Annotated in this window: 20 protein-coding genes; 8 read left to right on the top strand and 12 right to left on the bottom strand. The window is 66.9% G+C overall.

Going from position 1 to position 20,271, the window contains the following annotated elements; translation table 11 throughout:
• The first annotated feature begins 152 nt into the window (after positions 1-152).
• The 4 genes from recG to ubiA all read left to right on the top strand — a co-directional run bounded on the left by recG (position 153) and on the right by ubiA (position 5,080).
• On the top strand, positions 153-2,339 hold the full coding sequence (gene recG / locus AC3FKG_RS02265) for an ATP-dependent DNA helicase RecG (protein WP_488742319.1): 2,187 nt from the start codon (positions 153-155) through the stop codon (positions 2,337-2,339).
• Between the two features lie 110 nt (positions 2,340-2,449).
• Positions 2,450-3,400 carry a LysR substrate-binding domain-containing protein gene (locus tag AC3FKG_RS02260; protein WP_483709211.1) on the top strand — a complete coding sequence of 317 codons (951 nt, stop codon included), beginning with the start codon at positions 2,450-2,452 and terminating at the stop codon, positions 3,398-3,400.
• Between the two features lie 190 nt (positions 3,401-3,590).
• Positions 3,591-4,076, top strand: a complete 486-nt coding sequence (locus tag AC3FKG_RS02255; protein WP_483709209.1) for a Dps family protein — start codon at positions 3,591-3,593, stop codon at positions 4,074-4,076.
• A 146-nt stretch (positions 4,077-4,222) separates the two neighbouring features.
• Complete coding sequence (gene ubiA, locus AC3FKG_RS02250; RefSeq protein ID WP_488742318.1) at positions 4,223-5,080, top strand: 4-hydroxybenzoate octaprenyltransferase; 858 nt, start codon at positions 4,223-4,225, stop codon at positions 5,078-5,080.
• An 82-nt stretch (positions 5,081-5,162) separates the two neighbouring features.
• Here the strand turns inward: ubiA and proC are convergent, their stop codons facing one another.
• Positions 5,163-5,999: a pyrroline-5-carboxylate reductase gene (gene proC / locus AC3FKG_RS02245; RefSeq protein ID WP_488742317.1), complete on the bottom strand. Its 837-nt coding sequence runs from the start codon at positions 5,997-5,999 to the stop codon at positions 5,163-5,165.
• 45 nt (positions 6,000-6,044) lie between these two features.
• Complete coding sequence (locus AC3FKG_RS02240) at positions 6,045-6,734, bottom strand: YggS family pyridoxal phosphate-dependent enzyme (RefSeq protein WP_488742316.1); 690 nt, start codon at positions 6,732-6,734, stop codon at positions 6,045-6,047.
• Positions 6,735-6,809: 75 nt separating this feature from the next.
• Here AC3FKG_RS02240 and AC3FKG_RS02235 point away from each other — a divergent pair, with 75 nt between their 5' ends.
• From AC3FKG_RS02235 to AC3FKG_RS02225, 3 genes are all read left to right on the top strand, one after another.
• Entirely contained in the window at positions 6,810-7,853 is a 1,044-nt protein-coding gene (locus AC3FKG_RS02235) for a type IV pilus twitching motility protein PilT (RefSeq protein ID WP_483709204.1), read from the top strand.
• 61 nt (positions 7,854-7,914) lie between these two features.
• Positions 7,915-9,054 (top strand): PilT/PilU family type 4a pilus ATPase, encoded by a 1,140-nt coding sequence (locus AC3FKG_RS02230; protein WP_483709203.1) that lies wholly within the window; start codon positions 7,915-7,917, stop codon positions 9,052-9,054.
• 40 nt (positions 9,055-9,094) lie between these two features.
• Entirely contained in the window at positions 9,095-9,589 is a 495-nt protein-coding gene (locus tag AC3FKG_RS02225; RefSeq protein WP_483709202.1) for a glutathione peroxidase, read from the top strand.
• Between the two features lie 3 nt (positions 9,590-9,592).
• Here the strand turns inward: AC3FKG_RS02225 and AC3FKG_RS02220 are convergent, their stop codons facing one another.
• From AC3FKG_RS02220 to AC3FKG_RS02175, 10 genes are all read right to left on the bottom strand, one after another.
• The gene (locus AC3FKG_RS02220) at positions 9,593-10,282 is read right to left on the bottom strand and encodes a helix-turn-helix transcriptional regulator (RefSeq protein WP_483709201.1); all 690 of its coding nucleotides are present in this window, start codon (positions 10,280-10,282) and stop codon (positions 9,593-9,595) included.
• A 6-nt stretch (positions 10,283-10,288) separates the two neighbouring features.
• Positions 10,289-10,660 carry a VOC family protein gene (locus AC3FKG_RS02215; RefSeq protein ID WP_211945710.1) on the bottom strand — a complete coding sequence of 124 codons (372 nt, stop codon included), beginning with the start codon at positions 10,658-10,660 and terminating at the stop codon, positions 10,289-10,291.
• Between the two features lie 85 nt (positions 10,661-10,745).
• Positions 10,746-11,471 (bottom strand): LrgB family protein, encoded by a 726-nt coding sequence (locus tag AC3FKG_RS02210; RefSeq protein WP_483709199.1) that lies wholly within the window; start codon positions 11,469-11,471, stop codon positions 10,746-10,748.
• Positions 11,468-11,839 (bottom strand): CidA/LrgA family protein, encoded by a 372-nt coding sequence (locus AC3FKG_RS02205; protein WP_483709198.1) that lies wholly within the window; start codon positions 11,837-11,839, stop codon positions 11,468-11,470. Before AC3FKG_RS02205 ends, AC3FKG_RS02210 begins: the two co-directional genes overlap by 4 nt.
• An 83-nt stretch (positions 11,840-11,922) precedes the next feature.
• Positions 11,923-13,176: a glycolate oxidase subunit GlcF gene (gene glcF / locus AC3FKG_RS02200; RefSeq protein WP_483709197.1), complete on the bottom strand. Its 1,254-nt coding sequence runs from the start codon at positions 13,174-13,176 to the stop codon at positions 11,923-11,925.
• 43 nt (positions 13,177-13,219) lie between these two features.
• Positions 13,220-14,323 carry a glycolate oxidase subunit GlcE gene (gene glcE, locus AC3FKG_RS02195; protein WP_483709195.1) on the bottom strand — a complete coding sequence of 368 codons (1,104 nt, stop codon included), beginning with the start codon at positions 14,321-14,323 and terminating at the stop codon, positions 13,220-13,222.
• A gap of 15 nt (positions 14,324-14,338) precedes the next feature.
• Positions 14,339-15,259 carry an ion transporter gene (locus AC3FKG_RS02190; RefSeq protein WP_488742315.1) on the bottom strand — a complete coding sequence of 307 codons (921 nt, stop codon included), beginning with the start codon at positions 15,257-15,259 and terminating at the stop codon, positions 14,339-14,341.
• Positions 15,260-15,273: 14 nt separating this feature from the next.
• The gene (locus tag AC3FKG_RS02185; protein WP_483709193.1) at positions 15,274-16,788 is read right to left on the bottom strand and encodes an FAD-linked oxidase C-terminal domain-containing protein; all 1,515 of its coding nucleotides are present in this window, start codon (positions 16,786-16,788) and stop codon (positions 15,274-15,276) included.
• 280 nt (positions 16,789-17,068) lie between these two features.
• Complete coding sequence (locus tag AC3FKG_RS02180; protein ID WP_211945704.1) at positions 17,069-17,959, bottom strand: LysR substrate-binding domain-containing protein; 891 nt, start codon at positions 17,957-17,959, stop codon at positions 17,069-17,071.
• A 5-nt stretch (positions 17,960-17,964) separates the two neighbouring features.
• Positions 17,965-19,395 (bottom strand): FAD-binding oxidoreductase, encoded by a 1,431-nt coding sequence (locus AC3FKG_RS02175; protein WP_488742314.1) that lies wholly within the window; start codon positions 19,393-19,395, stop codon positions 17,965-17,967.
• Between the two features lie 235 nt (positions 19,396-19,630).
• Here AC3FKG_RS02175 and AC3FKG_RS02170 point away from each other — a divergent pair, with 235 nt between their 5' ends.
• Positions 19,631-20,206 (top strand): cob(I)yrinic acid a,c-diamide adenosyltransferase, encoded by a 576-nt coding sequence (locus tag AC3FKG_RS02170; RefSeq protein WP_488742313.1) that lies wholly within the window; start codon positions 19,631-19,633, stop codon positions 20,204-20,206.
• The last annotated feature ends 65 nt before the right edge of the window (positions 20,207-20,271 follow it).

The raw sequence follows: 20,271 nt of genomic DNA, 5'->3' as shown, positions 1-20,271 counted from the left end.
GAAACGGCAAGACCCGGCCAGGCGCTGTACGCAGGGTACGGAGCGGCAACCGGGATAGGTACAATCGGCGAATCCGATATTGTAAGGCTTGGGCGCCAGGCGCCGCCCGGCCCTGTGTGATACCCCTTATTTCTCCGCCTGCCCGACTGCCGATGCCCGGAACCGCCACCGAACCGACCCAGGACAAAGCCGCAGCCCCTGACTCAGCGCCGTCTGCAAGGGGCAAGGCCGCGGGCAAGGACAGCAAGCCGTCGTCCGCGGTCGCGCGGCTGGCCAAGATGGGCCTGCGGCGCAGCGTCGACCTGGTGTTGCACCTGCCGATGCGCTACGAGGACGAGACCACGCTGATGCCGATCGCCGAGGCGATCCGCCGCGCGGGTCTCGGTCAGGCCGCGCAGGTCGAGGGCGAGGTCATTTCCAACGAGGTCACCTTTCGTCCGCGCCGCCAGCTCGTCGTGAAAATCGCCGATGACAGCGGCGAGCTGACGCTGCGGTTCCTGAATTTCTACGGCAGCCAGACCAAGCAGATGGAGGAAGGCGTGCGCCTGCGCGTGCGCGGCGAAGTCCGGGGCGGCTTCTTCGGTGCCGAGATGGTGCATCCGACGGTGCGCCCGGTCGCGCCCGACGAGGCCTTGCCTGACCGGCTCACGCCGGTCTATCCGGCCACGGCCGGCATTTCGCAGGCCTATCTGCGCAAAGCGATTTCCGGCGCGCTGACGCGCACGCCCATGCCGGAAACACTGCCCGCGGCCGTGCTGAAGGGGCCGCTCGCCAAGCTGAAGCTGCGCCCGCTCGCCGAATGCCTGCGCCTGCTGCACACGCCGCCACCGCAGGAAAGCGAGGCGGCGCTGGCCGACCGTTCGCATCCGGCCTGGCTGCGCATCAAGTTCGACGAACTGCTGGCCCAGCAGATCTCGCTGCGGCGCGCCCATGAGGCCCGGCGCGAAAAGAATGCGCCGTCCATGCCCCGGCGGGAGGGCGGCCTGCTGACGCAGTTCCTGGCCGCACTGCCGTTCCGCCTGACCGGCGCGCAGCAGCGCGTGGTCGAGGAAATCGCGGCCGACATGACCGCGCAGCACCCGATGCACCGCCTGCTGCAGGGCGACGTGGGCAGCGGCAAGACCATCGTGGCGGCGCTGGCGGCGTGCCAGGCGATCGACGCCGGCTACCAGGCCGCGATCATGGCGCCGACCGAAATCCTGGCCGAGCAGCACTACCGCAAGCTGTCGGCGTGGCTGGAACCGCTGGGCGTGCCGGTGGTGTGGCTGGCCGGCAGCCTCAAGGCGCGCGACAAGCGCGCGGCCGTGGCGCGCGTGGAATCGGGCGAGGCCCGGCTGGCGATCGGCACGCATGCGCTGATCCAGGACACCGTGCGCTTCGCCAAGCTCGGCCTGTCGGTGGTGGACGAGCAGCACCGCTTCGGCGTGGCGCAGCGGCTGGCGCTGCGCGGCAAGGCCGCTGCGACCGAGCCGGCGCCCGACGCGGCGCCCGCTGCAGCCCCGGCCGGGCCGGAAACCGTGCCGCACCAGCTCATGATGTCGGCCACGCCGATCCCGCGCACGCTGGCCATGACGTACTACGCGGACCTCGATGTGTCGGTGATCGACGAACTGCCGCCGGGCCGCACGCCGATCGTCACGCGGCTGGTCAACGACGAGCGCCGCGACGAGGTCATCGAGCGCATCCACCATGCTGCCGCCGAGGGCCGGCAGGTCTACTGGGTCTGCCCGCTGATCGAGGAAAGCGAGGCGCTGCAGCTGCAGACCGCCGTCGAGACCTACGAAACGCTGGTTGCCGCCTTGCCGGACCTGCGCGTCGGGCTGGTCCACGGCCGCCTGCCGCCGGCCGAGAAGGCATCCGTGATGGACGATTTCAGCGCCAACCGCCTGCAGGTGCTGGTCGCTACCACCGTGATCGAAGTCGGCGTGGACGTGCCCAACGCCTCGCTGATGGTGATCGAGCATGCCGAGCGCTTTGGGCTGGCGCAACTGCACCAGTTGCGCGGCCGCGTGGGGCGCGGCACCGCCGAGTCGGTCTGCCTGCTGATGTACCAGGCGCCGCTGTCGCCCACCGCGCGCGAGCGGCTGGCCACCATGCGCGAGACCACCGATGGCTTCGAGATCGCCCGGCGCGACCTGGATATCCGCGGACCGGGCGAATTCCTGGGCGCGCGCCAGTCGGGCGAAGCCATGCTGCGCTTTGCCGACCTGAATACCGATGCCTGGCTGGTCGAGTACGCGCAGGAAGCCGCCCAGCTCATGCTGACGCAGTTTCCGGAGGCCGTGGAGGCCCATCTATCACGCTGGCTCGGCGGCCGCGAGCATTACCTGAAGGCCTGAAAACCGGGCAAACTTCGCGTTTTGGTGTCCCATGCGCCGCATTCGCGCAGTGTTCTGACAGATTGCGGAATCGAAGGTAAAATCTATCGCCTATCGAAAATTGATAAGTCATGACGCTCACCGAACTGAAGTACATCGTCGCCGTGGCGCGGGAGCGCCATTTCGGCCGTGCTGCCGAGGCCTGCTTCGTGTCGCAGCCGACCCTGTCGGTGGCGATCAAGAAGCTGGAAGACGAACTCAACGTGCAGATCTTCGAGCGCGGCACGTCCGAAGTCTCCGTGACCTCCGTGGGCGAGCAGATCGTGGCCCAGGCCCAGCGCGTGCTCGAACAGACCATGGCCATCCGCGAGATCGCCAAGCAGGGCAAGGACCCGCTGGCCGGTCCGCTGCGCGTGGGCGTGATCTACACCATCGGGCCCTACCTGCTGCCGTCGCTGGTCAAGCAGATGATCGGAGCCGTGCCGCAAATGCCGCTGATGCTGCAGGAGAACTACACGGTCAAGCTGATCGAGCTGCTCAAGCAGGGCGAGATCGACTGCGCCATCATGGCGGAGCCGTTTGCCGACTCCGGCCTCACGGTGCGCCCGCTCTATGACGAACCGTTCGTCGTCGCGGTGCCGCGCGGGCACCAGCTTGCCGAGGTCAGCCACGTCGATCCGGACGAGCTGAAGCAGCAGACCATGCTGCTGCTCGGCAGCGGCCACTGCTTCCGCGACCACGTGCTGGGCGTTTGCCCGGAGCTGTCGCGCTTCTCGCAGGCTTCCGACGGCATCCAGAAGACCTTCGAAGGCTCGTCGCTCGAAACCATCCGCCATATGGTTGCCAGCGGCGTCGGCATTACCGTGCTGCCGCGCACCTCGGTGCCGGACATGAAGGCCAAGGGCGATATGCTGGCCTACGTGCCGTTCGCCGAGCCGGTGCCGGACCGCCGCGTGGTGCTGGCCTGGCGCAAGAGCTTCACCCGGCTGCCCGCCATGGAAGCGCTGGCGAGCGCGGTGGCGGCGTGCGAGTTGCCGGGCGTGCGCAGGCTCAACGCCAAGGAATTGGCCGAGGCCGCCTGAGTCTTTTCTGTACGTCGTGAATCAATGGCCGCCATGAGCGGCCGTTTTTGTTTTTCGACTGCGGCGGGCTGGCCCCGGGTTTGTCCGGGCTTGCAGGGTAGTGCAATAATGTCGGGGCTATGCCGCTCGGCCGGGTCCGGCCCGGTCGTTTGGCAATCCTCGTGCTTTTCCAGAATGGAGCGTACTTACCATGGCAAAGAAGAATGAGATGAGCGTGAATATCGGTATCTCGGACAAGGACCGCAAAAAGATCGCGGAAAGCCTGTCCAAGCTGCTGGCCGACACCTACACCCTCTACCTCAAGACCCACAACTTCCATTGGAACGTGACGGGCCCCATGTTCAACACGCTGCATCTGATGTTCGAGACGCAGTACACCGAACTGGCCCTGGCCGTGGACTTGATCGCCGAGCGCATCCGCGCGCTGGGCTACCCGGCTCCGGGCACCTACAAGGAATATGCGCGCCTGTCGTCGATCCAGGAAGAAGACGGCGTGCCGGAAGCCACCGAGATGATCCGCAAGCTGGTCGAAGGCCAGGAGTCCGTGATCCGCACCGCGCGCTCGATCTTCCCGCTGGTCGACGCGGCCAGCGATGAACCGTCGGCCGACCTGCTGACGCAGCGCATGCAGACGCACGAGAAGACGGCGTGGATGCTGCGCTCGATGCTGGCCTGATCGTCGCCTGACTGCCATGCCGGCACGACGCGCCGCAACCGTCTCGGGGGCGGCGCGTTTTTGTTCTGAGCGTCACTGCGCTCCCTGTCTTTCTGATTCCTTCCGCCCCCGCTGCTGCCGTGCTGATTTCCTGTCCCCGAGCTCCCATGTCTGAACGTCTTGCCCTCTATGCGCGCCTGGTGCGCATCGACAAGCCCATCGGCACGCTGCTGTTGCTGTGGCCCACGCTGTGGGCACTGTGGATGGCTGCCGGCGGGCCGCCGGCGCTGGGCGTGTTCTGCATCTTTTTTGCCGGCACGTTCCTGATGCGTTCGGCGGGCTGCGCCATCAACGACTACGCCGACCGCGACTTCGACAAGCACGTCAAGCGCACCAGGGAACGGCCGCTGACGGCGGGCAAGATTGCCGCGTGGGAAGCGCTGGCGGTGGCGGCGGTGCTGGCGCTGGCCGCATTCGCACTGATCCTGCCGCTGAACGGCCTCACCAAATGGCTGGCCGTGGTGGCCGCCGTAGTGGCCGGGACCTATCCGTTCTTCAAGCGCTTCTTTGCGATTCCGCAGGCTTACCTGGGTATCGCTTTTGGATTTGGCATTCCGATGGCGTTTGCCGCCGTGCAGGATCAGGTGCCGCTGGTGGCGTGGGTAATGCTGCTGGCCAATGTGTTCTGGGCGGTCGCCTATGACACGGCGTATGCGATGGTGGATCGCGACGATGACCTGCTGATCGGCATCAAGACATCAGCCATAACGTTCGGCCGTTTCGATGTGGCCGCGATCATGGTTTGCTACGCGGTCTTTTTGGGGATGATGGCCTGGGCAGGTGTGATGCTGTCGCTGGGATGGCCGTACTGGGCAGGGCTTGTCGCAGCGGCGATTTGCGCTGGCTATCACTACACCCTGATTCGCGACCGAGACCGTATGCGCTGTTTTGCAGCGTTCCGCCATAACAACTGGCTGGGTGCCTGTGTGTTTGCAGGAACGGCGCTGGCCTACGCGATGCGCTAGGTTTTCTCCCCTCTCCAATAAATGGGATAGGGGAGATGACCTGCGGCATGCGGAAGCCGGTGATATCGGGTAGAGCGCTCGCTCAATCCTTCCCGAACTCTTCCCCCATCTCTTTCCCACGCGCCGCCGCCGCGTGCATGGCCCGCACGAACGCATCGGCAATGCCCGCGCTCTGCATAGCCGTCACGGCGGCATACGTCGTACCGCCCTTGGACGTCACGCGTTCGCGCAGCGTGGACACCGCTTCCGGCGATTCGCCAGCCAGCGTGGCAGCGCCCAGGAAAGTCTGCACGGCAAGTTCACGACCTTGCTGGGCACTCAGTCCCAGTTCGGTAGCCGCGCGTTCCATCGCTTCGATAAAGAAGAACACATAGGCCGGCCCGCTGCCGGAAATAGCCGTGACGGCATCGATCTGGTCATCGCCATCGACCCACGCGCACTTGCCCACGGCTTCGGCCACCGCTGTGGCGATCGCGCGGTCGTGCGCCGACAAGCCCGCAGGGGAAGCCAGGCCCGTCATGCCCATGCCCGATAGCGCGGGCGTGTTCGGCATGGCACGCACCAGCCGCGAGCGGCCGCCCAGCCAGCGCTGCATGTCCTGCAGGCGGATGCCGGCGGCGACGCTGATCACCAGGTTGCCGGCACCGGTCGCGGGCAGGTGCGGCAGCAGGCTGGCCGCGGCTTCGCGGAACTGCTGCGGCTTGACGGCCAGCACCAGTACGTCAGACGCGCCGAAGGCCGCATCCGGCGCCTCGTACGCATGCACGCCCAGGTCGCGCGCCAGGCGCTGCCGGGCATCGGGAAACGGATCGACCACGCGGATCGATCCGGCGGGCACGCCGCGCGCGATCAGGCCGCCGATCAGGGCGGTGGCCATGTTGCCGCCACCAAGGAAGCCGAAGGTCAGGGTTTCGAGCATGTCAGTCTCTGGCTGGAAGGGAATCAGGGAATGCGGTGGCGGCGCTTACGCACGCGCGCCGAAGATGGCGGTGCCGATGCGCACGATGGTGGCGCCTTCGGCGATGGCGGCATCCATGTCGCCCGACATGCCCATCGACAGGGTATCGAGCGGCAGGCCTGCCGCTTGCAGCGACTGCAACAGGGCCCGCATCGCGGCAAACGGCAGGCGCTGCGCGGCCGGATCGCTCGCCGGCTCGGGAATCGCCATCAGCCCGCGCAAGCGAAGCCCCGGCAGCGCGGCCACCGCGCGCGCCAGTTCCGGCACGTCTTCAGGGGCGACGCCGCTCTTGCTGGCTTCATGGCTGATATTCACCTGGATGCAGACCTGCAGCGGCGCCATGCCGGCCGGGCGCTGCTCCGACAACCGCTGCGCGATCTTGAGCCGGTCGATCGCATGCACCCAGTCGAAATGCTCGGCCACCAGCCGCGTCTTGTTGCTTTGCAGCGGCCCGATGAAATGCCACGCGACCTGGCTGCGCAGGTCGGCCAGCGCCACGATCTTTTCCACGCCTTCCTGCACGTAGTTTTCGCCAAAATCGCGCTGTCCGGCGTCGAATGCCTCGCGCACGATGCCGGGCGCGACGGTCTTGGAAACCGCCAGCAAGGCCACGTCTTCAGGGACTCTTCCGGCTTGTTGTGCCGCCGCCGCGACGCCACGGTGCACAGCTTGCAAGTTGGCGGCAATTACAGACATAATCCGGCGGACATACAGAAGAAGTAAAAAGAAGTACGAAAAGTACAAACAATTAATCGGGTGGGGTCATTATAGATGGACATCGCGCAGCTATTGGCTTTCGCAGTCAAGAACAAGGCGTCCGATCTACACCTCTCGGCGGACATGCCGCCGATGGTGCGTATTCACGGCGACATGCGGCGCATCAACGTCGCCCCCATGGCGCACAAGGATGTCCACGCCATGGTGTATGACATCATGAGCGACTCCCAGCGCAAGAGCTACGAAGAACGCCTGGAGATCGATTTCTCGTTTGAAATTGCCGGCCTGTCGCGTTTCCGGGTCAATGCCTACAACACGCAGCGCGGCGCTGCCGCGGTGTTCCGTACGATTCCCTCCAAGGTTCTCACGCTCGAAGAGCTGCGCGCGCCGGCGGTGTTCGCCGACCTGTGCATGAAGCCGCGTGGCCTGGTGCTGGTGACCGGGCCGACCGGCTCGGGCAAGTCGACCACGCTGGCGGCGATGGTGGACCACCGCAACGACAACGACATGGGCCACATCCTCACGGTGGAGGACCCGATCGAATTCGTTCACCAGTCCAAGAAGAGCCTGATCAACCAGCGCGAACTTGGCCCGCATACGCACTCGTTCGCCAACGCGTTGCGCTCGGCACTGCGCGAAGATCCGGACGTGGTGCTGGTCGGCGAATTGCGCGACCTCGAAACCATCCGCCTGGCGCTGACCGCGGCCGAAACCGGCCACCTGGTTTTCGGCACGCTGCACACCAGCTCCGCGGCCAAGACCATCGACCGCGTGGTCGACGTGTTCCCGCCTGAAGAGAAGGACATGGTGCGCACCATGCTGTCCGAATCGCTGGAGGCGGTGATCTCGCAGACGCTGCTGAAGACGCGTGACGGCAACGGCCGCACCGCCGCGCACGAGATCATGATCGCCACGCCGGCGATCCGCCACCTGATCCGCGAGAACAAGATCGCGCAGATGTACTCGATGATGCAGACCAGCAGCGGGCTGGGCATGCAGACTCTGGACCAGTGCCTGTCGGACCTGATCAAGCGCAGCATGATCAGCTACAGCGACGCACGGGCCATTGCCAAGAACCCCGACGCCTTCATGGGCTGAGGCCCGCGCCTCGCCCGCCGGCCGCGCCTTTGGGGCGGCCGCTTCTTCGCAGGACCATGCCATGCTCGACCGCGAATCCGCCGCCAAGTACATCAACGACCTGCTCGAGCTGATGGTGAGCAACCGCGGGTCGGACCTGTTCATCACCTCCGACTTTCCGCCGGCCATCAAGGTGGACGGCAAGGTCACGCCGGTCTCGCAGCAGCCGCTCAACCCGACGCAGGCGCTGGGCCTGGTGCGCTCGATCATGAACGAGCGCCAGGTCAAGGAGTTCGACGACACCCGCGAATGCAACTTCGCCATCTCGGCGCCCAAGGCCGGGCGCTTCCGCGTCTCGGCCTTCATCCAGCAGGGCAAGGCCGGCATGGTGGTGCGGACCATCAACACGCGCATTCCGTCGGTGGCGGACCTGGACCTGCCGCCAACGCTGCATGAGATCGTCATGTCCAAGCGCGGCCTGGTGATCGTGACCGGCGCCACGGGCTCGGGCAAGTCGACCACGCTGGCGGCGATGCTCGACCACCGCAATGCGCATTCCTACGGCCACATCATCACGATCGAGGACCCGATCGAATACGTGCACGCGCACCAGAACTGCGTCGTCACGCAGCGCGAGGTCGGCATCGATACCGAGTCCTGGCACATCGCGCTGAAGAACACGCTGCGCCAGGCGCCCGACGTGATCCTGATCGGCGAAATCCGGGACCGCGAGACCATGGAATACGCGATGCAGTACGCGGAAACCGGGCACCTGTGCCTGGCCACGCTGCACGCCAACAACGCCAACCAGGCCATCGACCGCATCGTCAACTTCTTCCCCGAGGAAAAGCGCCAGCAGTTGCTGATCGACCTGTCGCTGAACCTGAAGGGCATGATCTCGCAGCGCCTGCTGCCGCGTGCCGGGCGCAAGGGACGCGTGCCGGCCGTCGAGATCATGATCGGCACGCCGCTGGTGGCCGACCTGATCTTCAAGGGCGAGATCCACGAACTCAAGGAAGTGATCAAGAAATCGCGCGAGCAGGGCATGATCTCCTTCGACCAGGCATTGTTCGACCTGCACGAAAGCGGGAAGATCACGTACGAGGACGCGCTGCGCAATGCCGATTCGCTCAACGACCTGCGGCTGATGATCAAACTGCACAGTGCCACCAGGAAGGACGCCGACCTGGGCGCGGGTACCGAGCACCTGAACGTGATCTGATGCGCAGCCTGCAAACGCCAGATCCGGGAGCCAAGTCGCCGTGAGCAATGTCTACCAGTTCGAAGCCAATTCCCTCGCCGGGCAGCCGGTGCCGCTGTCGCAGTTCCGCGGCAAGGTGCTGCTGATCGTCAACACCGCCAGCGAGTGCGGCTTTACCCCGCAATACGCCGGCCTGCAGGCGCTGCACGATGCGTATGCCGCGCGCGGGCTCGAAGTGCTGGGCTTTCCGTGCAACCAGTTCGGCAAGCAGGAGCCCGGCGATGCGCAGCAGATCGGCCAGTTCTGCGAATCGCGCTTCAGCGTGACGTTCCCGATGTTCGCCAAGATCGACGTGAAGGGGCCCGACGCGCATCCGCTGTACCAGTGGCTGACCAGCGAGAAGCGCGGGGTGCTGGGCACGCAAGCCATCAAGTGGAATTTCACCAAGTTCCTGCTGCGCCGCGACGGCACGGTCTACAAGCGCTACGGGTCGATGACCAAGCCGGAGGAGATCCGCGCGGACATCGAGAGGCTGATCGCCGATCCTGCCGCCTGAGGCTTAGGCGCCGCTGGCCCGTACCGCGCGCAGGAAGCCATTGAGCGAGCGGTCCGGCGTTTCGTGGAAACGGTCGTCGAGCATGCTGATCGCGCGGCAGCGGTCCAGGCGGAAGCTGCGGTAGTCGGTGCGCGTCGTGCACCATGCCGCCAGCAGCCACGCATTGCCCCAGAAAAACAATCCCAGCGGCTGCACCACGCGTTCGGTGACGCGCTGCTCCGCATCGCAATAGTCGAGCAGCAGCAGCTTCTGCGCGCCCAGCGCACCATGCACGACATCGAACGCCTCGCGCACCTGCGCGCGGTTGACGTACTCGGGGGCGAACACGCGGCTTTGCTGCGCGGCCAGCCGGCGTGGCGGCGGCAGCGCGGCCATCAGTTTTTCCAGCGCGGGATCGGCCGCGGCCGCCAGCGCGCCGCCACCCCAGGCCTTCAGCAGGCGCAGGCCGGCTACCAGCGCTTCGACTTCGAGAGCGGTGAACATCAGCGGCGGTACATCGAAATCGGCGCGCAGCCGGTAGCCGATGCCGGCCTCGCCTTCGACCGGCACGCCTGACAGCGACAGCGCCTGGATGTCACGGTAGACCGTGCGCTCGGACACCCCGAGCCGCTGCGCGAGCAGCGCAGCCGTGGTCAGGCGGCGTCCGCGCAGGACCTGGACGATCTGGAACAGGCGATCGGCGCGGCGGCTCATCGGTCCTCAGCCCGCGATCGGCTCGTGCAGGCCGATGCGGTTGCCTTCGCTGTCGGCGATATGCGCAATGCGGCCGATGTCGCCGGGCAGCTGCAGCGGGCCGAACACGGTCTTGCCGCCGGCATGGGCCACGCGCTGGAGCAGGGCGTCAAGCCCCGGCGCATGCAGGTAGGGCACCGGGCCATAGTGCTGGCTGGGCCGGTAGCCTTCGCCGGCTACCAGCGCGCCGCCGGGGTCGGGATTCGGGAACACCGCCATGTCGACCTGGCTCATGGTTTCGCGGCGCAGCGTCGTTTCGAACACCTGTTCGTAGAAGTGGATCGCACGCTTCATATCGTCGACGGGGATCTCAAGCCAGTTGATCAGGCCATTGCTCATGATGGACTCCTGGGTCACGGGGAAAGGAGTCCGCATCATGCGCGCGGGCTGCTGACAGCGTCCTGTCAGGAGCCTGGCAGCAGGGTCAATGCGGCATCCACGCCGCCAGCACCGGCACCATGATGGCGGTCAGCACGCCATTCAGGCCCATGCCCAGCGCGGCGAACGCGCCGGCCTCCTGGTTCACCTGGAACGCGCGCGCGGTGCCGATGCCGTGCGCCGCCACGCCGGTGGCGAAGCCACGCACGGTGTAGTCGCGGATGCGCAGCAGGTTCAGCAGGCTGGTCGCGCTGACGGCGCCGATGATGCCGGTGGCCATCACCAGCACGGCAGTCAGCGAGGGCAGGCCGCCGATCTTCTCGGCCACGCCCATTGCGATCGGGATCGTCACCGACTTGGGCGCGAGCGACAGCACCGTCTCGCGCGAGGCGCCGAGCAACCATGCGATGCCAACGGCCGATACCACTGCCACCAGCGATCCGGCCACCAGCCCGATCAGCAGCGGGAACACATGCGTGCGCAGCTTGGGCAGCTGCAGGTAGAGCGGCACGGCCAGCGCCACGGTGGCGGGGCCGAGCAGGAAGTGCACGAACTGCGCGCCATCGAAGTAGGTCTTGTACGGCGTGCCGGTAACCGTCAGCACGGTGACCAGCAGTGCGACGGCGATCATCACCGGATTGGCGAGCGGCGAGAAGCGTGAGCGCTCATAGATGCGGAACGCGAAGACGTAGGCCAGCAGCGTGGCGGTCAGCCCCACCAGCGGGCTTGCGGCCAGGTAGACCCAGATCTCGTTGAGGCGGGGCGTCATCATGCCTGTTCTCCGCTGTTGTTCTCGGCGCTGGTCGCCTTGCGCATCAGCATGCGCGTGACCACGGCGGTGGTGGCGATGGCGAGCCACGTCGATACCACCAGCGCGACCAGGATCGGAAACCATTCGCCTTCGATGCGACTGGCGTGGACCATGATGCCGACGCCGGCCGGTACGAACAGCAGCGACAGGTGCTTGAGCAGTTCGCTGGTGGTGCCCTGGATGATGGGCAGCAGGCGGTCGTCGAAGACCAGCCAGCCGAACAGCAGGATCATGCCCAGCACGGGGCCGGGCACCGGCAGGTGCAGCGCGTAGCTGATCACCTCGCCGACGGATTGGAAAACCAGGAGGATGGCAAAGGTCTGGAGCATGGGGCGTCTTGGGTTGTACTGTTTTCCCCTCTTCCGCAGGCGGGAGAGGGGCGACAACCACACCGCCCCGATTCCGGGGCGGTTCAGCCCAGCATCTTGTCCACCAGTTCGATCCAGTGCATGACCGGCGTTTCGGTACCGCCCTGCAGGTGGGTGATGCAGCCGATATTGGCCGACACGATGGCTTCGGGCTGGGTCGCCTGCAGTTTGGCGAGCTTGTCGTCGCGCAGGCGGTAGGCCAGTTCCGGCTGCAGCACCGAATACGTGCCCGCCGAACCGCAGCACAGGTGGCTGTCAGCGCAGAGTTTGACTTCCACGCCGAGGCCGGTCAAGAGCGCTTCGACCTTGCCGCGGATCTGCTGGCCGTGCTGCAGCGTGCACGGCGGGTGGTAGGCCACGCGGCGGCCGTCGCGCGGCACCGCGCCGGCGCGCGCATGCAGCGCATCGGCAAAGTCGGGCAGGATCTCCGACAGGTCGCGCGTCAGCGCCGAGATGCGGCGCGCGCGCTCGGCATACGCCGGATCGTTGCGCAGCAGGTGGCCGTAGTCCTTCACCATCGCGCCGCAGCCCGATGCGGTCATGACGATCGCTTCCGCGCCCGCTTCGATATGCGGCCACCATGCATCGATATTGCGGCGCATATTGTCGAGCCCGCCATCGTGGTCGCCAGTGTGGAAGCGGATGGCGCCACAACAACCGGCTTCGCGCGCCACCACCAGTTGTACGCCGACACGATCGAACACTCGGGCCGTCGCGGCATTGATGTTGGGCGACATCGCAGGCTGCACGCAACCGTCGAGCAACAGCATCTTGCGCGCGTGCGCCGTGCGCGGCCATTGCCCGGGATCGGCGGTCTTGCTCAGTTCCGGCACCTTGTTGCGCAGCGTGGCCGGCAGCATCGGGCGCACCATCTGCCCGAGCTTCAGTGCCGTGCCGAACAGCGCCGGACGCGTCAGGCCTTCGCGCAGCACCCAGCGCGTCACGCGTTCGCGTGCGGGGCGGCGGATGCCGCGCGCTTCGAGCTGGTCGTCCACCACCTGCCGGCCGATATCGACCAGCCGCCCGTAGCGCACGCCCGACGGGCAGGTCGATTCGCAGTTGCGGCAGGTCAGGCAGCGGTCCAGGTGCAGCCGCGTGCTTTCACTGACGGCATTGCCTTCGAGCACCTGCTTCATCAGGTAGATACGTCCGCGCGGGCCGTCGAGTTCGTCGCCGAGCAACTGATAGGTCGGGCACGTGGCGGTGCAGAAGCCGCAATGCACGCATTTGCCGACGATGGACTTGGCTTCTTCGCCTTCGGGCGTATTGCGCAGAAAATCGGCCAGGGTCGTTTGCATGGTGTGGGGTGTGGTTGCCTTGGCGTTGAACGGGGCGCGCGGCTCAGAGGCCGGGGTACATGCGCTGCGGGTTGAAGATGCCGGCCGGGTCGAAGCTGGCCTTCAGCCGCGTATGGATCGCGGCCAGCGGCGAGGCCAGCGGCGTAAACACGCCCGCCGACTTGTCGCCGTTGCGGAACAGCGTCGCGTGGCCGCCGACCGCCTGCGCAATGCCGCGCACGAGTCCGGCATGGTTGCCGTCGGGACCCGCTTCGGGCAGCCACCAGCGCTGTCCGCCGCCCCATTCGACCAGTTGCGAGCCGGGCAGGTCCAGCGGCGCCGAGGTCGGCGGTACTGCCAGGCGCCACAGCGCGCGTCCCTGCAGCGCCGGGGTGAAGAACGCATGCGTCTGCTCGCGCAGCGATTGCCAGAACGCCACGCCTTCGTCCTGCGCGACGGTCTCGCCGCCGAGCCGTGCGCGTGCGGCCTGCACCGCGGCGGTGGCGCCGGACAGGCGTACATGCAGCACGCCTTCGTGCCACGCCGATGCCGCGATCGGCAACGGCTGGCCACCCCACTGGTTCAGGCGGTCGATGGCCTCGGCCTGGCTCATCGCGAAGCGCAGTGTGGCATCGCCGAACGGGATCGGCAGCACCTTGACGGAGACTTCCAGGATCAGCCCGAGCGTGCCGAGCGAGCCCGCCAGCAGCCTCGACACGTCATAGCCCGCGACGTTCTTCATGACCTGGCCGCCGAAGTTCATCACCTCGCCGTGGCCGTCCATCAGTTGCGCGCCGAGGACGAAATCGCGCAGCGCACCGACCGACTGCCGGCGCGGGCCGGAGAGGCCGGCGGCCACGGCGCCGCCGAAGGTGGCTGCACCGGGCTGTCCTGCAGCCGCGAAGTGCGGCGGCTCGAAGGCCAGCATCTGGCGCTTTTCCGCGAGCGCGGCTTCGATCTCGGCCAGCGCCGTGCCGCAGCGCGCGGTGATGACAAGCTCGGCCGGATCGTATTCGACGATGCCTCGATACGCGCGCGTATCCAGCAGCTGGCCGTCCATGGCCTGGCCGTAGAAGTCCTTGCTGCCACCGCCGCGCAGGCGCAGCGGCGTGCGGGTCTCGGTGGCATGCCGCACGGCATCGCGGAAGGAGTCGAGAGTGGCTTGCATGTGGGTCCGGTTCGGTCAGGTATCTTTGCGGCGTTGGCCGGCGGGGCCGCCCGGGACCTCCGGGCGATCATTCTGGTATTCGGGCAACTCGCTGCCGCAATGCTTGCAGTGCGCCGCGTCCGGGTCATGCCCTTCGGTCAGGCAGTGGGTGCAGCTGCGCGTGGTGAGCGGGCGCTTCATGATGCTGGCCGCCAGCTCGGCGCCGACGATGCCGGTCGGGAAGGCGATGATGCCGTAGCCCAGCAGGATCGTCAGCGACGTAATGAACTGCCCCAGCGGCGTCTTGGGCACCATGTCGCCGAAGCCGGTGGTGGTCAGCGTCACCACGGCCCAGTACATGCTTACGGGAATGCTGGTAAAGCCATGCTGCGGGCCTTCCACCACATACATGATGGTGCCCAGGATCACGGTGATGATGAACACCGTGCCGAGGAACACGAAGATCTTGCGGCGGCTGTTGGCGAGCGCGCGGTACAGGATCTCGGCTTCCTCGAAGTACACCGTGAGCTTGAGGATCCGGAACACGCGCAGCAGCCGCAGCAGCCGCACGTCGATCAGGAACGCCAGCTCTGGCGAGAAGAACGCCAGCCAGGTCGGCATGATCGAGATGAAGTCGATGACGCCGAAGAAGCTGAAGACATAGCGCAACGGCCGCCGCACCACCAGGATGCGCATCACGTACTCGGCCGTGAACAGCAGTGTGAACATCCACTCGAGCACGGTGAACAGCATGCGCAGGTGTGCGTTGATACCCTGCAGGCTGTCGGCCATCACGATCAGCACGCTGGCGACAATGGCGACGAGCAGCGTGATATCGAACGCGCGCCCCTCGCGGGTGTCGGCTTCGAAGATGATCGTGTACCAGCGCTCGCGCCAGCCGGCTTCGGGCCGGCCCAGGCGCTGGCGCAGGGTCTCGTTGGTCTGGCGTGGCGGCATGGTTGGCGTGCCGTTCAGAAGCGGGGCAGGTCGGGGTGGGGCAGCAAGCCCTTCTTCACGTGCAGCTTGCCGTATTCGGCGCAGCGCGCGAGCGTGGGAATCGCCTTGTCCGGGTTCAGCAGGCGCGCCGGGTCGAACGCGGCCTTGACGCCGAAGAAGGCTTCGCACTCGGCGCGCGAGAACTGCACGCACATCGAGTTGAGCTTCTCGACGCCCACGCCGTGCTCGCCGGTGACGGTGCCGCCGAGTTCCACGCAGGCTTCCAGGATGTCCGAGCCGAACAGCTCCGCGCGGTGCCATTCGTCCTGGTCCGCACCATCGAACAGGATCAGCGGATGCATATTGCCGTCGCCGGCATGGAACACGTTGATGCAACGCAGCGCGTACTTGCGCTCCATTTCCTCGATGCGCCGCAGCAGCGTGCCGATGTGCTTGCGCGGAATGGTGCCGTCCATGCAGTAGTAGTCGGGCGAGATGCGGCCCGCCGCCGGGAACGCGTTCTTGCGCCCGCTCCAGAAGCGCAGGCGCTCGGCCTCGTTCTGCGACACCACGATGCGCGTGCAGCCGGAGGCGGTAAGTACGTCGCTCATGCGCTGGATTTCCTCCGCCACTTCCTCGGGCGTGCCGTCGGACTCGCACAGCAGGATGGCGGCGGCGTCGAGGTCATAGCCGGCATGCACGAATTCCTCCACGGCGGCCGTGGCGGGCTTGTCCATCATCTCCAGGCCGGCCGGGATAATGCCGGCCGCGATGATCGCGGCCACCGCGTTGCCACCTTTCTCCACGTCGTCGAAGCAGGCCATGATCACCTGCGCGAGTTGCGGCTTGGGGATCAGCCGCACGGTCACTTCGGTCACTACGCCGAGCATGCCTTCGGAGCCGATCATCGCGGCCAGCAGGTCAAGGCCTGGGGCGTCCGGCGCTTCGGAGCCGAACACCACGATTTCGCCTTCCATCGTTACCGCGCGCACGCGCAGCACGTTATGTACGGTCAGGCCGTACTTCAGGCAGTGAACGCCGCCGGAGTTTTCGCTGACGTTGCCGCCGATGGTGCAGGCGATCTGCGACGACGGGTCCGGCGCGTAGTACAGGTTATGCGGCGCGGCCGCGTCGGAGATGGCCAGGTTGCGCACGCCGGGCTGGACCACGGCGGTGCGCGAAAGCGGGTCCATCTTCAGGATGCGCTTGAACTTGGCCAGCGACAGCACCAGGCCTTCGGCGATCGGCATGGCGCCGCCGGACAGGCTGGTGCCGGCGCCGCGCGGCACTACGGGAACGCGCAGCTTGTGGCACAGGCGCAGGATCGCGCAGACCTGTTCCTCAGTGTCGGGCAGCGCCACGGCCATCGGCACCTGGCGGTAGGCGGCCAGGCCATCGCATTCATAGGGGACGGTGTCTTCCGGCTTCCACAGCAGCGCGGCATCCGGAAGGATCTGCGCCAGGCCCGCCAGCAGCGCGCTGCGGCGGCCGTCGTCGGCGCCGTGATTGCCGGGGCTGGCGCTCAGTGGGGCTTCGTGCGGGGCATTCATGGCAACTCCTGTGGGGGCCTGTCGGCGAGGCCGGCGCGGGCCGGAGGGGACGGGTGACTATAGCGCAGCGCCTGCGCCGCGAGCATATCGGGGTACGTGAATTCGGCGAGGCAGGCCGATCAAAAATGCTCATCATGCGGGCCGACCAATGCACTGGCCGTGGCCGGGGACTGGTTGGCGTGCTTGGCGAGCGCTGAGCACGACACCCCATCCATCCACCCCAACCCTAATCCCCACACTCCAGTGAAGCCAGACAAATCGCACCGATGCCAACGCATCCTTACCAGTCCAGACTCAACAGCCAGTCGACAAAATAACGCGCCTCAGGCTTGAGCGGCGCATGTTCGCGCTCGACGATGTAATACCCATGCGGCGAGACCGATTCGACATCGAGCAGCCGCACCATCTGCCCCAGCGACAGCCAGTGCCGCGCCATGCGCTGGCGCACCAGCGCCACGCCCTGGTTCGAGGCGATCGCTTCCAGCATCAGGCCGATATCGTTGAACTGCGGGCCGGTCTGCGGCTCGGGCCAATCCAGCCCGGCAGTCTCGAACCATGGCTTCCACGGCTCCAGCGGGCTGCGCAGCAGCACCAGGCCGTGCAGGTGCTCGGGCCTGGTGATGGCGCGGCCGTTGACGCGCTCGTAGTACTCGCGCCCGCAAGCCGGGAACACGGGTTCGACCAGCAACCTGGTGGTCTTCAGGTCCGGGTAGCGGCCGGTGCCATAGCGGATCTCGACGTCGCTGTCCTCGGCCTTCACGTCCAGGAACGGGATGGCCAGGTGCAGCTCGATGTCGATATGCGGATACAGCGCGCCGAACTCGGGCAGGCGCGGCACCAGGTGCTGGCGGCCGAAGGTCGGCGGGATCGCCACGCGCAGGCGCGTGCGCAGCTTGTTGTACTCAGGCCGCGCCAGTTCGTTGAGCGACTTGAGCGCGTCCTGCACATTGCGCAGGTAGCGCGTGCCGGCCGCCGTCAGGCGCAGCGCGGCGTTGGAGCGCACGAACAGGTCTTCGCCCCAGAGTTCTTCCAGGTTCTTGATGCGGTGCGATACCGCACTTGGCGTGACCGACAGCTCCTCGGCCGCGCGCGCGAAACTGCCCAGGCGCGCCGCGGCCTCGAAGGCGACCAGCAGGTGCAGCGGAGGAACGCGGTTGAACATCGATGCCATCCCGCTCAGCCGCCCGGGCCGCGCACGGAGTGGAAGATCTTGCCCGGGTTCAGAATGCCGTTGGGATCGAGCGCTTGCTTGATCACGCGCATCAGGTCGAGTGCGTCTTCGCCGTGCTCGCGCACCAGGAAATCCATCTTGTGCAGGCCCACGCCGTGCTCGCCGGTGCACGTGCCGCCCATCGACAATGCGCGCTCGACGATGCGGCGGTTGATGTCCTCGGCCTCGGCCATCTCTTCCGGCTTGTCGGGATCGACCAGGATCGCCACGTGGAAATTGCCGTCGCCGACATGGCCGACGATCGGGCAGGGCAGCGTGGAGGCGATCAGGTCCTGCTCGGTCTCGGCCACGCAGTCGGCCAGGCGCGAGATCGGCACGCACACGTCGGTGGTGACTGCCCGGCAGCCGGGCTTGAGCTGCAGCATGGCGAAGTACGCGGTATGGCGCGCGTTCCACAGCCGGCTGCGGTCTTCGGGCCGCGTGGCCCATTCGAAGTCCTGGCCGCCATGCTCGGCCGTGATCTGCTGCACGGTCTCGGCCTGCTCGCGCACGCCGGCCTCGGTGCCGTGGAACTCGAAGAACAGGTGCGGCATTTCCGGCAGCGTCAGGTTGTCGTGCCGGTTGATCGCTCGGATGGCCAGCGCATCGACGAACTCCACGCGCGCGATCGGCACGCCAAGCTGGATGGTCTGGATCACGGCCTGCACGGCGCTGCTCATGCTGGGGAACGCGCAAACCGCGGCGGAAATCGCCTCGGGCTGCGGGTACAGGCGTACGGTGACCTCGGTGATGATGCCGAGCGTCCCCTCGCTGCCGACGAACAGGCGCGTCAAGTCATAGCCCGCCGACGACTTGCGCGCATGCGTGCCGGTGCGGATCACGCGCCCGTCGGCCGTCACCACGGTCAGGGCCAGCACGTTTTCGCGCATGGTGCCGTAGCGCACCGCATTGGTCCCGGACGCCCGCGTGGCGCACATGCCGCCCAGCGACGCATCGGCGCCCGGGTCGATCGGGAAGAACAGGCCCGTGTCCTTGATCTCCTGGTTGAGCTGCTTGCGCGTGACGCCGGGCTGCACGGTCACGGTCAGGTCTTCCGGCTGGATCGCCAGCACCCGGTTCATCTGCGACAGGTCCAGGCTGATGCCGCCGGCCACGGCCAGCAGGTGCCCTTCGAGCGATGAGCCTGCCCCGTAGGGAATCAGCGGCACGCCGTGCGCGTTGCACAGGCGCGCGACTTCGGCCACTTCCTCGGTGCTGTGGGCGAACACGACGCCGTCCGGCAGGGCCGGCGGGAACGGCGATTCGTCGCGGCCATGGTGTTCGCAGACGCCGGCGGAGGTCGAGAAGCGGTCGCCGAAGCGCGCCTGCAGCGCATCACGCAGGGCGTGCGGCAAGGGGCGGCGTGCCAGGGCGGCGTGTGGCGTGGGGTGGTTCATGCAGGTCTCCGGCGGGTCGCTGCGGCGTGCGGCCAGTCTCCGGAACCGTCGGCGGGTGTCGGCGGCGGAATGGGGCGCGACCCGATTGTTGATTGGGGAATGCCGCCATTCTACGCCGCGCGGCGGCTGATGCACCCCTTCCCCTGGACCGGGACGAGCGGACGCGCGGCGCTCGCGCGGGCGGCAAAGCACGCCATAATGCGCGCCATCCCCAAGACTTCCAGAGGAGACCGGCATGGGCCACCGCCTGTCCAAGATAGCCACCCGCACCGGCGACGCCGGCACCACCGGCCTCGGCGACGGCAGCCGCACGGGCAAGGACAGCCTGCGCATCGCCGCCATCGGCGACGTCGACGAGACCAATTCGCAGATCGGCGTGCTGCTCACCGAAACGCTGCCGGCCGACGTGCGTGACGCGCTGCTGCATATCCAGCATGACCTGTTCGACCTTGGTGGCGAACTCTCCATCCCCGGCTACACCTTGCTCAAGCCCGAGCAGGTGGCGCAGCTCGACGCGTGGCTGGCTCACTACAACGCGGGGCTGCCGCGCCTGGCCGAATTCATCCTCCCGGGCGGCAGCCGGGCCGCCGCGCAGGCCCATATCTGCCGCACCGTGTGCCGGCGCGCCGAGCGGGCGCTGGTCGCGCTGGGCGCCACGGAGGCGCTCAATGAAGCACCACGCCAGTACCTGAACCGGCTGTCGGACCTGATGTTCGTGTTGGCCCGGGTGCTGAACCGTGTCGATGGGGGAAGCGACGTTTTGTGGCAGCGCGGACGGGATACGGCGAATTCTTCGAGTAAAAGTGACTGAAAAATTGCTTTTTGCCGTCGAAAATCGCTTGCCGCACGGGTTGTTCAAGGCCGGACGCGGGCGCG

It is taken from the genome of Cupriavidus sp. 22TCCZM04-2 (assembly GCF_057798895.1).
Note: the sequence above shows the minus strand (reverse complement) of the source record. Positions and strands in the feature narration are given on the sequence as shown.

What these genes read in the sequence shown, in the direction of transcription:
- AC3FKG_RS02205 (WP_483709198.1), bottom strand. Translation starts at nt 11,839, where the DNA reads ATGCTCCAGACCTTTGCCATCCTCCTGGTTTTCCAATCCGTCGGCGAG.
- proC (WP_488742317.1), bottom strand. Translation starts at nt 5,999, where the DNA reads ATGCTCGAAACCCTGACCTTCGGCTTCCTTGGTGGCGGCAACATGGCC.
- AC3FKG_RS02220 (WP_483709201.1), bottom strand. Translation starts at nt 10,282, where the DNA reads ATGAGCCGCCGCGCCGATCGCCTGTTCCAGATCGTCCAGGTCCTGCGC.
- glcE (WP_483709195.1), bottom strand. Translation starts at nt 14,323, where the DNA reads ATGCAAGCCACTCTCGACTCCTTCCGCGATGCCGTGCGGCATGCCACC.
- AC3FKG_RS02235 (WP_483709204.1), top strand. Translation starts at nt 6,810, where the DNA reads ATGGACATCGCGCAGCTATTGGCTTTCGCAGTCAAGAACAAGGCGTCC.
- AC3FKG_RS02175 (WP_488742314.1), bottom strand. Translation starts at nt 19,395, where the DNA reads ATGAACCACCCCACGCCACACGCCGCCCTGGCACGCCGCCCCTTGCCG.
- AC3FKG_RS02240 (WP_488742316.1), bottom strand. Translation starts at nt 6,734, where the DNA reads ATGTCTGTAATTGCCGCCAACTTGCAAGCTGTGCACCGTGGCGTCGCG.
- glcF (WP_483709197.1), bottom strand. Translation starts at nt 13,176, where the DNA reads ATGCAAACGACCCTGGCCGATTTTCTGCGCAATACGCCCGAAGGCGAA.
- AC3FKG_RS02190 (WP_488742315.1), bottom strand. Translation starts at nt 15,259, where the DNA reads ATGCCGCCACGCCAGACCAACGAGACCCTGCGCCAGCGCCTGGGCCGG.
- AC3FKG_RS02185 (WP_483709193.1), bottom strand. Translation starts at nt 16,788, where the DNA reads ATGAATGCCCCGCACGAAGCCCCACTGAGCGCCAGCCCCGGCAATCAC.
- AC3FKG_RS02230 (WP_483709203.1), top strand. Translation starts at nt 7,915, where the DNA reads ATGCTCGACCGCGAATCCGCCGCCAAGTACATCAACGACCTGCTCGAG.
- ubiA (WP_488742318.1), top strand. Translation starts at nt 4,223, where the DNA reads ATGTCTGAACGTCTTGCCCTCTATGCGCGCCTGGTGCGCATCGACAAG.
- AC3FKG_RS02255 (WP_483709209.1), top strand. Translation starts at nt 3,591, where the DNA reads ATGGCAAAGAAGAATGAGATGAGCGTGAATATCGGTATCTCGGACAAG.
- recG (WP_488742319.1), top strand. Translation starts at nt 153, where the DNA reads ATGCCCGGAACCGCCACCGAACCGACCCAGGACAAAGCCGCAGCCCCT.
- AC3FKG_RS02210 (WP_483709199.1), bottom strand. Translation starts at nt 11,471, where the DNA reads ATGATGACGCCCCGCCTCAACGAGATCTGGGTCTACCTGGCCGCAAGC.
- AC3FKG_RS02180 (WP_211945704.1), bottom strand. Translation starts at nt 17,959, where the DNA reads ATGGCATCGATGTTCAACCGCGTTCCTCCGCTGCACCTGCTGGTCGCC.
- AC3FKG_RS02260 (WP_483709211.1), top strand. Translation starts at nt 2,450, where the DNA reads ATGACGCTCACCGAACTGAAGTACATCGTCGCCGTGGCGCGGGAGCGC.
- AC3FKG_RS02215 (WP_211945710.1), bottom strand. Translation starts at nt 10,660, where the DNA reads ATGAGCAATGGCCTGATCAACTGGCTTGAGATCCCCGTCGACGATATG.
- AC3FKG_RS02170 (WP_488742313.1), top strand. Translation starts at nt 19,631, where the DNA reads ATGGGCCACCGCCTGTCCAAGATAGCCACCCGCACCGGCGACGCCGGC.